Genomic DNA, 13,083 nt, shown 5'->3' on the forward strand with positions numbered 1-13,083 from the left:
ACTGCTCGCGGACGCGCGCGGAGAGCTTTCCCCGGGTGAGCGCGTCGCGCATGGCGAGGTAGGCGCGCAGGGTCGCGGGGCTGTTGGCCATGCCCGCGTAGAGATTCGGGACGCGGCCGAGTTGACGCTGCACCTCGGTGAGCAGGTCCGCCTGCTCGGCGTCGGCGGTCTCGGCGGACACAAGGGGTAGGCGGGACATCGTGACTCCTGCTCGAACGTGATGGTACCGATCGGTGCCGAATTGAAACGGTACGGAATGGTTCCGAAATGTCAAGTCAGACGGAACCAATCGGTTCCGTTCTGGTAGAGTTCTGGCATGGCAACACGCGCCAAGCAGCGGCTACTCACGACGGCGGAGGAGCTCTTCTACGCCGAGGGCATCAGGGCCGTCGGGGTCGACCGGCTGCTCCAGGAGTCCGGCGTCGGTCGCGCGTCGTTCTATCGGCACTTCGCGAGCAAGGACGATCTGGTCGTCGCGGTGCTCGAGGACCGCGACCGCCGGTGGCTGGCGTGGTTGCGCGAGTCCGTCGAGGCGACGGCGGGCGATCCGGCCGACCGGCCGCTGGCCGTCTTCGACGCTCTCTCGGAACGCTTCGCCCGCAAGGACTTTCGAGGCTGCGCCTTCATCAACACGATGGTCGAGGTGGCCGACCCGACCGCGGCGGCGCACCGGGTCGCCGATCGGCACAAGCGCCACGTGATCGAGTACCTGACCGAATTGCTCACCGCGGCAGGGCGATCCGACGCCGACACGCTCGCGCCCGCCTTCGCGCTGCTCATCGACGGCGCCATCGTGACCTCGGTGCGCGAGGCGACGCCGGAGGCCGCGCGGCGCGCCGGGGAGATCGCGCGGCGGCTGCTCGGCTGATCGGCGGAGCGGCTCTCGGCGAACGCGCGGGAGAGCGCGGCGTTCCCCACTCGGGAACTGGGGTTTTACCGAGCCGACTTCTCGGCCTAATCTCCGGCCATCGGTAATTCAACCGTTCCTTCGCAGGAGCCGGTATGCCACCGCTTTTCCGTCGTTCGCTTCGGCTGGTCCGTCCTACGCCCGTCCCGGTGCCCGAGGACCGACCGATCCGATCCGGCTGTCCGATATCGCCCGTTCGGCGGCCTGTGCACCGGCGCGGACGGACTCGGGGCACGCCGGGGACCGCGAGAGACAAAGGAAAAGTCCATGAGCAGTTTCCGGAATATGTTCGCATCAACTACGGCAGCGGTGGTCGGTGTTTTCTCGACGCTCGTCTTCTGTCCGATTATCGCGCACGCCGCGGATGACACCCCGTACTACTGGGATGTACAGGTGTCGTCGCAGGCGCAGAAGGACATCATCGACAAGGCGGGCATCGAGATGGTGCCCGCGGGTCCCGGCAAGGTGACCATCGCGGTCGACGAGGCGGCCGCGCAGGCGCTGCGGGACAAGGGTTTACAGCCGAAGAAGAAGGCGCCGGTCTATCAGTCGCTACCGGAACAGCGGCGTGTTCCCGACAGCACGTATTACGGTGGCTATCACACCGCGGCGGATTTGCTCCAGCATGCCAGGGACGTGGCGGCCAAATATCCCGAAATCGCGATGGTGCACGATATCGGTAAAACCTGGAAGGCCCAGCAGGGCACCGGCGGCCACACCATGGACGTCCTCTGCCTGACCGGCAAGGGGAAGCCGTCGAGCGCTCAGGAGCAGGCCCCGGCGGCGGTCGCGCCGAACGGCTGCGCGCTCTCGCCTACCTCGGCCAAGCCCCGTTTCCTGCTGACCGCGCAGATTCACGCCCGCGAGCTGGCGACCGGTGAACTGGCCTGGAAGTGGATCGACTACCTCGCCACCGGTTACGGCACCGACAGCACGGCCACCTCGATTCTGGACAACACCGAGATCTGGGTCGTGCCGGTGACCAATCCGGACGGGGTCGACGTGGTGGCCAGCGGCGGGAACCGGCCGAAGATGCAGCGCAAGAATGTCGACAACAGCCAGACGCCGGCCTCCTGCTCGGTCGTCGACGGTTCGGGCAATGGGCCGGGCGTCGACTTGAATCGCAACTTCACCGTCCGCTGGGGCGGGGACTCGAACAATCCGTGCTCGCAAACCTTCCAGGGCCCGCGCGCGGCCTCCGAGCCGGAAACCCAGAATATTCAGAAGCTTTACGCGAGCCTCTTCCCGGATCAGCGTCCCAAGGGCGGCGGCGATGTCCCGGATACCGCGAAGGGCGTGGTGATCGATCTGCATTCCTACGGCAATTACGGGATCATTCCGACCGCCGCGACGCCGACGAACCGCGAGCAACTGCGGAAGCTGATCAAGAAGGCCGTGCCGAGCAATTTCATCGTCGGCACCGACGAGGAGACCGTCGGATACTCGACGACGGGCACGACGGATGATCAGGCCTACGGCGCATTGGGCGTGGCGGCCTACACGATCGAGATCGGCCCGAACAACGGCGGCAGCTGCGCCGGGTTCATGCCGCGCTACTCCTGCGTGGACAGCACCTTCTGGCCGCAGATGAAGAAGGCGTTCACCGTCACGGCCCAGGCAGCGGGCGCGCCTTATCGGCAGTCGGCGACATCCTGACATCGCCACACCGAATGCGTACCGGCCCGTGCGACGCGGGCCGGTACGGCTCTGAACAGGCTTGGGCGACTTGGCTATTCGGGTATGCGGGTGATCTCGACGGTGTCGCGCGCGGCGGCGACCGTGCGGCGGACGTAGTCGGCGTGGGCGAGCGGCACGTCGAGCAGTGCCGTGGGCACGTCGAGCAGATCGAGCACCTCGCCCTGGTCTTCGGCGCACTGGTCGATGAGCGTGCCGCGCTGGGTGAGCAGCCCTCGCATCCCCGCGCCGTCTAGCAGGCCCTCCGCCACCAGGTGATCGGCCAGGCCGAGCAGGCAGGTGACGGCGTAGAGCCGCCGCAGGGCGTCGTCGGTACCGCCGCGGGACTCGTCCGCCCAGCGCCGCAGAATCGTTGCGCCGCAGCGCGCGTGGACCTGCGGTCGGCACAGCGCGCCGCTATGGGTGGCGATCCAGCGCCGTAAGAGCCGCTCCGCCAACTCTTCCAGCAGCGCTGTGCCCTGCCCGCACGAGTCGAGTCCGGCTTCGGTGAGGGTGGGCATGGCTCCGATGTCCGGGTGCGCCTTCGTGTTTCGTGCGGCCACGCGGACGCTCTCGTAGCAGAGGACGTTGTTGTCGCCGCCGAAGGTGGTGTTGATCTCGCCGTCCACCCGCGCGGTGACGATCTCGTTGTGGCTGTGGAAACCGTGTCCACCGCACAGCTCCCGCAAGACGACCAGGGCCGTGTTCGCCGCCCATGAGGCGTGGGCTTTCGCGCCGGAGGTCAGTCCGTAAAGCGTGCGGCCGTGCAGGGTGACCGGTTCGGTCGGGTAGCGGCTGGTCCACTCCTCGACGAGGTGCTCGGTCAGGTGCCGCAGAGCCAGGGCCTCCGCGACGACGGGCATGAGGCGTTCGCGGTAATGCGGGAAACTCAGCAGTGTTCGGCCCGCGGACTCGCGGTGCGTGCCGTAGCGCAGCACGATGGCCGCGCAGCGCCGCAGCACCCCCGCCGCTCCCGTCACGGGGAAGATGCGCTCCTGCGAGAACGTCCCCAGGCACCGCAGATAGCGTTCGCGCCTTGGGATCTCGCACACGTACGCGCCCGAGTCGTCGATATGCGCCCAGCCGCTCAGCAGCGCTTCGGGCGAGATCCGGTACTGGTCGAAATGGATCATCCCCGTTTGGTTTCCGGCGATGCCGCCCTTCGGGTCCGCGCGGCGGACGCGCACGCCCGGATACGGCAGGGCGCCCTCGCGCGGACGCAGCGGGACCCGGAACCAGTGGTGGCCCTCCTCCGCGCCGTCGATCACCAAGCGCGCCAGGATCATCGCGTGCGTCGCGGAGAACAGGCTGTTGCCGATCCAGTACTTGGCCGCGTCGTCGGACGGGGTCGTCACGCGCATCGTGCGGTCCGCGTGCCGGTAGTGGACCTCCGTCCCGATGGACATGAGGTTGGTGCCCCGGCCGATCTCGGTCGCCGCGAACGCGTAAACCCGGTCCATACGGTCGATTTCGTCGCGGTAGGCGGCCACCTGCGCGGGGCTGCCGTGCGAGAGCAGCGCGTTGCCGGCCAGCTGCTGGTTGCCGACGGTGGAGACCAGCGCGATGTCGAAGGCGCTGACCCAGCCCAGCGTGCGGACCAGCTCCGGGAACCGGTCCTGCCTGCCGCCGCCGCGCCAGGCCTCGCTGCCGACGATTCCCTTGGCGTGCAAGGCCTTCGCGCGTTCGACCGTCAGTAGCATCAGGTCGTCGACGCCGAGTGCGTAGCGGGCGTGCGGGTCGAACAGCGGATCGTCGAGAAAGCCGGTGGCGGAATCGTTTTCGGTCATAGGTCACCTCATCCGGTCGGGCGGGGATTGCCGTGGTCCGGGCAGGTCGTGCCGGGTCAGGTGCAGCGCGGAGAGGGTGGGCGCGACGATGTCACGCAGGTAGACCTGGGCATTGATGCCGGTGGAGCGCATGAGTTCGGCGCGGGCGTCGGCGTTCGGCAGCAGCTGCTCGGCCGGCATGCGGAAGGTGCGCAGCACGTGGGCCAGGTCGGCGAGCGTGCCGGCCCGGTCGTCGTCGAGGTGCAGCGCGACCATGTGCTGATAGAACTTGGTGTGCGCCATCTCGTCTCGGCCGATGAGGCGGTAGATGTCGGCGAGGACCTCGTGACCGGTGTCGATGGCCAGCGTGCGCTGTGAGCGGTAGACCACGAAGGTGGTGAGCTCCTGAATCATGCCGTAGATCAGCATCTCTCGCGGGCTCGCGTAAGGGCGCTCCCAGCGTTGGGCCAGCACGGTGTCGGCGTAGTCGTGCAGTTGCTCCTCGGTGCGCTGGCCGCTGCGCCGCAGATACTCGCGCAGGACGAGGGAGTGCTTGGACTCCTCGTAGCCCCAGTTGGCCGCGAACCACGCCTGAGCGTAGTCGCGGCCGAACAGTTCCAGATGGGTGTTGAGGTAGTCGGGCAGGAACATCTCTACGCCGCAGAAGGTTTCGGCGTTGGTGGCGAGGGTGTCGTCGGGTCGCGCGGTGTCGAGCGCATTCCAGTCGACGTCGTTGAACAGGCTCCATCGCCTGGTGCGCTCGGCGTTCTCGAAGAACGTCATGTACTCGCGGTGGAAGGACTCGCGCAGCTCCCGGTTCATGAGGCGGCGCGGTCGTCGAGTTCGGCGGAGATCAGGTCGCACAGGCCCGCGACATCGGTGACGGAGTACAGCTTTTCGTCGGGCAGCCGGATGTCGAGTTCCTTCTCGGTCCAGGTGACGAGCTCCAGCAGTTGCAGCGAGTCGATGCCCGCGCTGTGCAGGTCGGATTCGGGGGTGAGCCTCGGCTGGGCGGCGGGGGTGAGGTGGCGCAGGCCGCGGCCGAGTAGGGCAAGCAGGTCGTCCTGGGTCATCGGGCTCCACTTTCGTGCGAATTTCGCGGAACTCATTCGGGGTCGTCTACCCGGCGCAGGCACCACTGGGACAGGGTCATGTGCCTGCGGGCGAAGGAGTTGACACAGCAGGTCAGGTAGCGGTCGTAGGTCTCGAAAATCTCACTGCCCCAGCGGGTTCGGATCTCCTCCTCGTTGGCGCGCAGGCGGTCGCGCCAGTGCGTGGTCGTCCGCTCGTAGTCCTTTCGCCTGGTGCGCAGCCGCATGACCTCCCAATACGGGCCGACGGCCATGATGAGGTCCTCGGCGCGGGGCGTCATGCCGCCGGGGAAGATGGTCCGGCCGAGCCAGGCGAGTTCGCGCGCCTCCTCGGGGCGGCGGGGCACGCGGTCGCGCAGTCCGGTCTGGAGCGCGAAGTAGGCGCCGGGGTTGGTCCAGGTCCACGCCTTATGGAAGTAGTCGCGGTAGCGGGCCACTGCCCGGCCCGCGCGGGCCTCCTCCGGGGTGCAGACGTGCTCGATCATGCAGATCGACTGCACCGCGTCGAAGGTGTGCTCGGGGGTGAAATCGCGGTAGTCGACGCAGGATACGGTGACGCCGGGCAGGTCGCGCCGCCGGATGTCGGCGTACTGGGCCTCGGACAGGGTGATGCCGTGCGCGCGGGCGACGCCGCGCTCCTGGGTGAGGTAGGCGAGGTTGTTGCCCCAGCCGCAGCCGATGTCGAGCACGCGGCTGTCCGGGGTGATGCGGGCGAAGTCGTGCAGGACAGCGAGTTTGGCGAGCTGGGCGGCGTCGAGATCGTCGGTGTCGTCGAACACGGCGCAGGTGTAGTTCATCCGGCTGTCGAGCCACAGGCGGAAGAACTCCGGATCGAGGTCGTAACTGACCGCTATGTCAGCCTTGCTGGACATGCAGGGCGCCTTCCAGGTATCGGCGGCGGGTCTCCTGCCGCCGGGGCTTGCCCGAGGTCGTCCTGGGCACGGTGCCGGGTGCGACGGTGACAACGTCGTGCACCGGCAGGCCCAGCGCGGCGGCCACCGATTCCCGCACGGAGGGAACGACTTCCGGGTCCTCCGGGGTGCGGCACTCCGCGACCACGACCAGCTCCTCGGACTGCGGGCCGGGCCGGGTGCACGCGACGACGCCACCGGCGCGCACGCCGGGCACGGACTCGGCGAGCCACTCGACGCGCTGCGGATCCACATTGCGGCCGTTGAGGATCAAGAGATCCTTGACGCGACCGGTGACGAACAGCTCGCCGTCGGCGAGGTACCCCAGGTCGCCGGTGCGCAGCCAGCCGTCGGGGCGAAACGTCGACAGCGTCTCGGGCGGAGTGTCCAGGTAGGTGTCGGCGACAGAGGGGCCGTGCACCCAGATCTCGCCGACGGCGCGCTCGTCGAGGTCGTCGCCGTCGGTGTCGCGGATGGCGATTCGATGGCCGGGCAGGGGCGGGCCGCAGCCGACGAGGGTCTCCGTCGCGTCGGCCGGCTGGGGCTGGGCGGGAGTGGCCGACTCGGCTGACTCCTCGTCGGCGACGGTCGTCTGCCCGACCGGCTCGGCGTCGGCCGAAATGGCCTGTCCCGCCGATAATTCGGCGGTGCGAACGTGGTCGACGCGGTGGCGGCGGTCCGGGGGTGAGAGCGTGACCGCCAGGGTGGCCTCGGCCAGTCCGTAGCACGGCATCAGCGCCTCGGGTTTTAGGCCGGTGGGGGCGAACGTGTCTAGGAAGCGTTGCAACACAGCGTGATTGATGGGCTCCGCGCCGCAACCGAGCACACGGACGTGCCGGAGGTCGAGGGCGGCGATCTCCTCGGCCGGGGTCCGGCGGGCGCTGAGGGCGAAGGCGAAGTTGGGCGCGAAGCTGATCGTGGCGCGTCGATCGGACATGGCGCGCAGCCAGAGTCCGGGGTCGCGGACGAAGAAGCGGGTGGGCACGAAGGAGACGGGGACACCGACGAACAAGGGGGCCAACACGAATCCGACCAGGCCCATGTCGTGCTGCATCGGCAGCCAGGACAGGCCGCGGTCGGTGGCGGGGTCGCTGCGCAGGCCGTCGCGCATGATGGCCAGGCCGTTGGCGACCACCGCGGCGACGCGGGCCTGGATGCCGCGTGGGAAACCGGTACTGCCGCTGCTGAATTGGATGTACGCGGTGGCGTCCGGGGCTGGGCGGTGGGGTGGCGTGTCGTCGGGTCGCGCGGCGATCACCTCGTCCAGGACGATCGGCCGGCCGCAGTCCTTCGGCGGTTCGGTCCCCGCCCGCAGGGCGATCGCCTCCGGCTGCGCGATGCGGCCCATCGCGGCCACCTGCGCGTCCCAGGCGGCGCGCCGGGTCACGGGCGGTAAGGGGATGGGGACGGCCCCGGCCCACAGCGCGCCGAGGAAGGCCGGGACGAAGACGTGCGGGTCGGTCGCTTCGAGGGCGACGCGGTCGCCGGGCCCCAGCCCCGCCGCGCGCCAGCCCCGGGCCGCCGACCGGACCTGGTCGAGGAGTTCGTGTCGGCTGACCGTGGCCCAGTCGCCGTCTTCTCGAAGGTATTCATGGGCTGGGTGGTGGTCGTTCGCGTAGGTCGCCAGGACGTCGGTGATCCACGCGTCGCGCGTGGACCGCCGACCGTCGTTTCGACAGTCGATGATCAATGCTCCAGTGCTCCCGATGTAGGTCGTTCCCCGGTTGCGGTCCTAGATCACGTTCCAGTACACGCGGCTGCCATCCCGGCGGCCATACGGCGGATTGCCGAGTATCGATAGTTTGTTGCGGTGCAACGACATCCGGGTTCCCCGGTGCCGAGTTACCTATGTTCTGTCTCGAAGTCCGGAGGCGCCGGAGCGGACTTCGGGACAAGGCCTAAGGTCGACGCATGGCCGATGCGTCCGGAACCGGTGGGATCGCCTGGAAGGCGGCACTCGTCGCCGCCGGCGCAGCGATCGCGCTGGCCCCGCCCGCGGCAGCGCTGGTCGCGGTGATCTATCGCTTCCCCGTACCCCTGTCGGGCTACGTCAGCGGATTCGCCGGGGCGGGCACCGCCGCCGTAGCCAGCCTGTTCTATCTGGTGCTCGGCGGCGCGCCACTACTCGGAATCCTCGCGGGCGCAGCGGGGTTCGCCGCCGCGCGATCCGCGAAGGGCGATACCCGCCGCCTCTGGCGTCGCACATTCGCCGCGGCCGCCTGCGTCGCGCTCCTGTCCGCAGTGGCCTTGGCCGTTCTCGAATTCTTCATCGGCCCTTGGTGAATCGACCTTCGGGGTGTTATCGCACGCGGCGCAGGCCGGCGACGAGGAGTTCGACCATGCGGCGGGGGTCGTAGCGGGGGTCGAGATCGCCGCCTATGCAGAGGTTGCCTACGCCGCGCATGAGTTCGAGTGGCTCGATGTCGGGCCGGATCTCTTCTGATTCGGCTGCGGCGGTGAGCAATTGGGCGCAAACGGGGACCAGGCGGTCCAAGAAGTAGGCGTGCAGGGTGGCGAAGCCGGGGTCGCCGGAGAGGATGGCGGCCAGGCCGTGCTTGGTCACCAGGAAGTCGACGAACAGGTTGATCCAACGGCCCAAGGCCGCATAGGGACTCGCGCAGGAGGCCAGCAGGGCGGGGCCCGCCTCGGCGCACGCCTCGACCTGGTGCCGGTAGACGGCGACGATGAGGTCGGCTCGGGTGGGGAAGTGGCGGTAGATCGTGCCCATGCCGACCCCGGCCTTGGCGGCGATATCGCGCACCGGGGCGTCGACGCCCGAGGCGACGAAGACCGCGGCGGCCGCGTCGAGCAGGGTCTGCTTGTTGCGCAGGGCGTCGGCGCGCCGGGACCGGGTCGCGCCCGCGTCGCTGTCGTCCACCACCTGATCATCTCCCTGTCGGATAAGCGGAACCGTTCTCCGTCAGTGTATCGGATTGCTGGTCTGCTGTTTTCCGCACGTCAAAGCCGTCGTTGACGCTTGTCACTTGCTAAACGGAGCAATGTTCCGTAGAAAGGTGGAACGTTGCTCCGCTTGTGGAGCGGCTCTCGGACGACAGGAAATCTCATGAACCAATCGACGTCGACGGCAGTGCGTACGGCCACTCCGGTCATCTCCGTGAAGCCCGTGGTTCTCTCCGCCCCGGGGCGCGGCGAGGACCTGCGGGTGCGGGTGACCGCGCCGACCACCGGCGACCGCCTGCCCGTCATCGTGTTCTCCCACGGCTTCGGCTGGTCGATGGACGGATACGCGCCGCTGGCCGACTACTGGGCCGCACACGGTTTCGTCGTGCTCCAACCGACCCACCTGGACTCGCGCACCCTCGCCGTGCCGCACGAGGATCCGCGCTTCCCGCTCATCTGGCGCATCCGGATCGAGGACTTGACCCGCGTCCTGGACAACCTCACGCTGCTCGAAGATGCGGTGCCCGGCCTGGGTGGTCGCGTCGACCACGACCGCATCGCCGTGGCCGGGCACTCCTGGGGCGCGCAGAGCGTGAGCACACTGCTGGGCGCGCGGGTGCTCGGCCCGGACGGCACACCGGGCGAGGACCTGTCCGATCCGCGAGTCCGCGCCGGCGTGCTGTTCGCCCTGGCCGGCCACGGCGGCGCGGACCTGACCCCGCTCGCGCGCGACTTCGGTTTCCTGAACCCGGATTTCGCCGCGATGAGCACGCCCGCCCTGCTCGTCGCGGGCGACAACGACGAGTCGGCGCTGACGGTGCGCGGCCCGGACTGGTTCACCGACGGGTACTTCGCGAGCCCCGGCGCGAAAAGCCTGCTCACCCTGTTCGGCGCGACACACTCCCTCGGTGGGATCATCGGCACGGACGCCGCAGAGACGACGGACGAGAACCCGGCCCGCGTCGCGCTGATCCAGCGTCTCACCACGGCGTATCTGCACAGTGTTCTCGACGGGACCGGTGACGACTGGACCGAGGCGCTGGCCCCGGACGCCGAACTCGGCCGAATCGAGTCGAAGTGATCGCCGTCCAGGCTGAACGATTGCCGCGCTGCGCTGAGTGATCGCCGCGCTGAGCTAAGTGATTGCCGCCCTTGCCTATTCGGTCGGCAGCTCGCCGAGGGCCGCCAGCCCGGCGAGCAGGTCGGGGGCGGCGAGGTCTTCGAGCACGGCCAGCGCGCCCATGCCCTCGAAGTGCGCCGCCGAGGCGGCGAAATCCGGCTCGAGCGGCACGCGGGCCGCCCGCAAGGTGGGGAGGAGCTGGCGGACGGCCTCAGTGATCGCCGGCGAGGGCGTCCACCTGTCGTAGTCCCGCTCGGGCGGGGAGGCTTGGTACACGGCCGCGAGCGCCTCGGCGGTCAGCCACACGTCCGGATCGTCCATCACCCGGCAGCTTCGCACGCCCTCCTCGTCCAGGTTCTCCCACTCCAGTGGGGACCAGGCGTGCTCGGGCCAGACTTCGGGGCGCTCCACCGAGCCGAGCGTGTGGACGGAGAGGTTCAGCGGATCGGCCTCGTCGAACCAGCGGACCACGACGCGCACGAGCGCGCCCGCGGCGGGGTTCGCTCGTAGATCCTCGGCGATCGCCCTGGACAAGGCGGTGGCGAAGTCCTTTTCCTCCTGTACGAGCACAGGCGCAGCGTATCCAGACCCGGGCGGTATGCCGAGACGGTGATGATAGGGGCCTAACAGTTCGGTCAATTCCGCTCACCCCGGGGCATTCTCGGTGTAGATTCTTTGGTCGAGGCCCCCGAACCAGCAATGGTTCGGGGGCCATCGCCATTTGGGGGCGAGTTCCTAAAGTGCCACTCTGCGTGTAAGACTAGGTTTGCCTTGCCGAACTGTGGTTAGGCTGAGTTTGGTTCGACTGGGAGTGGATGTGACACAGCAGGCGTTTGCTTCCGACGCGCCTTCGGTCGCCGCGCAATTGTTCGGCAGCGGCTTGATCGGCGTGCGCGAGGGACTCGAAACCGGCATCGTGGTCATGATTTTGGTTGCCTTCCTGGTGAAATCGCAGCGCAGAGAGGCGCTGAAGTGGGTGGCCCTCGGCGTCGGCGCCGCCGTCGCGATGGTGGTGGCGATCTTCGTCGGCATCCGATTCGGCACCTCGACGGTCACCGGCCTGGCCGCGGAGCTCACCGCCGGGCTCGCCTCGCTGGCCGCGGTCGTGATCGTGACCTGGATGGTGCTGTGGATGCGGACCGCGTCGCGGTCGATGTCCGGTGAGCTGAAGGCCAGCATGTCCCGGGCGCTCGACGTCGGCCCGGCCGCGATCGTGGCACTGGCGTTTCTGGCGGTCGGGCGCGAGGGCGTGGAGACCGCGCTGCTCATGGTCGGTTACGCCGAGAACACCTCGGGCAGCCAATGGCCGTTGGCCGGTTTGCTGATCGGCATCGCCGCCGCGGTGGTGCTGACGGTGCTGATGTACTTGGGCGCGGTGCGCATCAATTTCGCCACCTTCTTCAAGTACACCGGCGCGCTGCTGGTCGTGGTCGCCGCCGGGATCCTCGCCTACGGCATCCGGGCGTTGCAGACCGCGGACTGGCTGCCGGGGTTGACCCAGCGGGCCTTCGACATCTCGTCGTGGTTCTCGATGTCGAGCTGGTACGGCACGGTCGCCGCGGGCATCTTCAACTTCCGCTCCGATCCGACGCTGCTGCAGGTCCTCGCCTGGATCCTCTACGTGGTCGTGGTGCTGTTCCTGTTCCTGCGCCCGGTGCCCGCCCCGGCGCGGACACCGAGGGCCCCGCAGCCGTCGCCAGATACCGCGGCCACGCCGTGACAACGAAAGGTTCACTCCCCGTGCGTTTTCCCCTGATGCCCTTGGCGGTCGCGGCGACCGTGCCCGCGCTGCTGGTGTCGTGTACGAGTAAGTCCGATACCGCGGCCGCGGGCGAGATCGCGGTCACCGCCGACGACTCCTCGTGCACGGTCGCCAAGGATTCCGCCGAAACCGGCACGGTGACATTCCGCATCGCCAACAACGGCACCAAGGTCACCGAGTTCTACGTGTACGGCACCGGTGAACGCGTCATCGGCGAGATCGAGAACATCGGTCCCGGGCTCACCCGGCAATTGATCGTTTCGGTGCCCGATCCCGGCAAGTATCAGACCGCGTGCAAACCGGGCATGGTCGGCGATGGAATCCGGCACGACTTCACCGTGACCGGACAGGCGCAAAAACGGGATGAATCGGGCAAACTCGCCGAAGCGGCCGCCGGCTACAAACGCTATCTGCTGAGCCAGGCCACCGCATTGCAGGAGACCACGAAAACCTTTGTGGCGGCGATCAAAGCCGGCGATATCGAGTCGGCCAAGAAGCAGTATCCGCTGACGCGTACCTATTACGAACGCATCGAGCCGGTCGCCGAGAGTTTCCCCGACGATCTGGATCCGCGCCTGGATCTGCGCGAGGCCGATGTCGCGGCGGGCGACAAGTGGACCGGCTTCCATCGGCTGGAGAAGGATCTGTGGGCTCGGGGCTTGCAGCCGGACACCAGCGCGATGGCCGATCAGCTGCTCGCCGACGTGAACGAACTGGTGACCGGCGTGAACGCGGCGGACTACGCCGTCGATCCGGTGCAGGTGGCCGGCGGCGCGCAGACGCTGCTCGACGAGGTCGCGCGCACCAAGATCACCGGTGAGGAGGACACGTTCTCGCACACCGACCTGTGGGACTTCCAGGCCAATGTCGACGGTTCGCAGGCGGCGATCGCGAGCCTGCGGCCGATCATCGACGAGCGCAACCCCGAGCTGGGCGCGCAGATCGACCGGC

General features: G+C 68.5%; 14 protein-coding genes. 6 read left to right on the forward strand and 8 right to left on the reverse strand.

Annotated features, from left to right (window positions below; genetic code table 11):
* On the reverse strand, positions 1–199 hold a 199-nt coding region (locus tag ON39_RS36730), incomplete at its 3' end, for an alkylhydroperoxidase (protein WP_040741037.1).
* 117 nt (positions 200–316) lie between these two features.
* Here ON39_RS36730 and ON39_RS36735 point away from each other — a divergent pair.
* The gene (locus tag ON39_RS36735; RefSeq protein WP_040741024.1) at positions 317–868 is read left to right on the forward strand and encodes a TetR/AcrR family transcriptional regulator; all 552 of its coding nucleotides are present in this window, start codon (positions 317–319) and stop codon (positions 866–868) included.
* Positions 869–1,174: 306 nt separating this feature from the next.
* Positions 1,175–2,563, forward strand: a complete 1,389-nt coding sequence (locus ON39_RS36740) for a M14 family zinc carboxypeptidase (protein ID WP_063713440.1) — start codon at positions 1,175–1,177, stop codon at positions 2,561–2,563.
* Positions 2,564–2,637: 74 nt separating this feature from the next.
* Here the strand turns inward: ON39_RS36740 and ON39_RS36745 are convergent, their stop codons facing one another.
* The 5 genes from ON39_RS36745 to ON39_RS36765 are packed head-to-tail and all read right to left on the reverse strand — an operon-like array spanning position 2,638 to position 8,039.
* Positions 2,638–4,368 (reverse strand): acyl-CoA dehydrogenase family protein, encoded by a 1,731-nt coding sequence (locus tag ON39_RS36745; protein WP_040741026.1) that lies wholly within the window; start codon positions 4,366–4,368, stop codon positions 2,638–2,640.
* A 3-nt stretch (positions 4,369–4,371) separates the two neighbouring features.
* A complete protein-coding gene (locus ON39_RS36750) occupies positions 4,372–5,169 on the reverse strand; it encodes an acyl-ACP desaturase (RefSeq protein ID WP_051187571.1) in 798 nt (265 codons plus the stop codon).
* Positions 5,166–5,420 (reverse strand): acyl carrier protein, encoded by a 255-nt coding sequence (locus ON39_RS36755; protein ID WP_040741027.1) that lies wholly within the window; start codon positions 5,418–5,420, stop codon positions 5,166–5,168. Before ON39_RS36755 ends, ON39_RS36750 begins: the two co-directional genes overlap by 4 nt.
* A gap of 32 nt (positions 5,421–5,452) precedes the next feature.
* A complete protein-coding gene (locus ON39_RS36760) occupies positions 5,453–6,310 on the reverse strand; it encodes a class I SAM-dependent methyltransferase (protein ID WP_040741028.1) in 858 nt (285 codons plus the stop codon).
* The gene (locus ON39_RS36765) at positions 6,294–8,039 is read right to left on the reverse strand and encodes a fatty acyl-AMP ligase (protein ID WP_051187572.1); all 1,746 of its coding nucleotides are present in this window, start codon (positions 8,037–8,039) and stop codon (positions 6,294–6,296) included. The genes ON39_RS36760 and ON39_RS36765 overlap by 17 nt, the downstream gene beginning before the upstream one ends.
* 221 nt (positions 8,040–8,260) lie before the next feature.
* On the opposite strand from ON39_RS36765, the gene ON39_RS36770 reads away from it, so the two are divergent.
* Complete coding sequence (locus tag ON39_RS36770; RefSeq protein ID WP_040741029.1) at positions 8,261–8,632, forward strand: hypothetical protein; 372 nt, start codon at positions 8,261–8,263, stop codon at positions 8,630–8,632.
* A 16-nt stretch (positions 8,633–8,648) separates the two neighbouring features.
* Here the strand turns inward: ON39_RS36770 and ON39_RS36775 are convergent, their stop codons facing one another.
* On the reverse strand, positions 8,649–9,230 hold the full coding sequence (locus tag ON39_RS36775; protein ID WP_040741031.1) for a TetR/AcrR family transcriptional regulator: 582 nt from the start codon (positions 9,228–9,230) through the stop codon (positions 8,649–8,651).
* Between the two features lie 183 nt (positions 9,231–9,413).
* On the opposite strand from ON39_RS36775, the gene ON39_RS36780 reads away from it, so the two are divergent.
* The gene (locus tag ON39_RS36780) at positions 9,414–10,331 is read left to right on the forward strand and encodes an alpha/beta hydrolase family protein (RefSeq protein WP_040741032.1); all 918 of its coding nucleotides are present in this window, start codon (positions 9,414–9,416) and stop codon (positions 10,329–10,331) included.
* A 75-nt stretch (positions 10,332–10,406) separates the two neighbouring features.
* Here ON39_RS36780 and ON39_RS36785 read toward each other — a convergent pair whose 3' ends face one another.
* Positions 10,407–10,940 carry a hypothetical protein gene (locus ON39_RS36785; RefSeq protein WP_040741033.1) on the reverse strand — a complete coding sequence of 178 codons (534 nt, stop codon included), beginning with the start codon at positions 10,938–10,940 and terminating at the stop codon, positions 10,407–10,409.
* 247 nt (positions 10,941–11,187) lie between these two features.
* Between ON39_RS36785 and efeU the strand changes: the two genes are divergently transcribed.
* Positions 11,188–12,090 (forward strand): iron uptake transporter permease EfeU, encoded by a 903-nt coding sequence (gene efeU, locus ON39_RS50930; RefSeq protein ID WP_040741043.1) that lies wholly within the window; start codon positions 11,188–11,190, stop codon positions 12,088–12,090.
* A gap of 35 nt (positions 12,091–12,125) precedes the next feature.
* The coding region (gene efeO / locus ON39_RS36795) for an iron uptake system protein EfeO (protein ID WP_040741034.1) at positions 12,126–13,083 on the forward strand (958 nt) is incomplete at its 3' end.

The organism is Nocardia tenerifensis NBRC 101015 (assembly GCF_000308715.1).
Classification (GTDB): domain Bacteria; phylum Actinomycetota; class Actinomycetes; order Mycobacteriales; family Mycobacteriaceae; genus Nocardia; species Nocardia tenerifensis.

What these genes read in the sequence shown, in the direction of transcription:
- ON39_RS36745 (WP_040741026.1), bottom strand. Translation starts at nt 4,368, where the DNA reads ATGACCGAAAACGATTCCGCCACCGGCTTTCTCGACGATCCGCTGTTC.
- ON39_RS36780 (WP_040741032.1), top strand. Translation starts at nt 9,414, where the DNA reads ATGAACCAATCGACGTCGACGGCAGTGCGTACGGCCACTCCGGTCATC.
- ON39_RS36770 (WP_040741029.1), top strand. Translation starts at nt 8,261, where the DNA reads ATGGCCGATGCGTCCGGAACCGGTGGGATCGCCTGGAAGGCGGCACTC.
- ON39_RS36760 (WP_040741028.1), bottom strand. Translation starts at nt 6,310, where the DNA reads ATGTCCAGCAAGGCTGACATAGCGGTCAGTTACGACCTCGATCCGGAG.
- ON39_RS36750 (WP_051187571.1), bottom strand. Translation starts at nt 5,169, where the DNA reads ATGAACCGGGAGCTGCGCGAGTCCTTCCACCGCGAGTACATGACGTTC.
- ON39_RS36740 (WP_063713440.1), top strand. Translation starts at nt 1,175, where the DNA reads ATGAGCAGTTTCCGGAATATGTTCGCATCAACTACGGCAGCGGTGGTC.
- ON39_RS36735 (WP_040741024.1), top strand. Translation starts at nt 317, where the DNA reads ATGGCAACACGCGCCAAGCAGCGGCTACTCACGACGGCGGAGGAGCTC.
- ON39_RS36755 (WP_040741027.1), bottom strand. Translation starts at nt 5,420, where the DNA reads ATGACCCAGGACGACCTGCTTGCCCTACTCGGCCGCGGCCTGCGCCAC.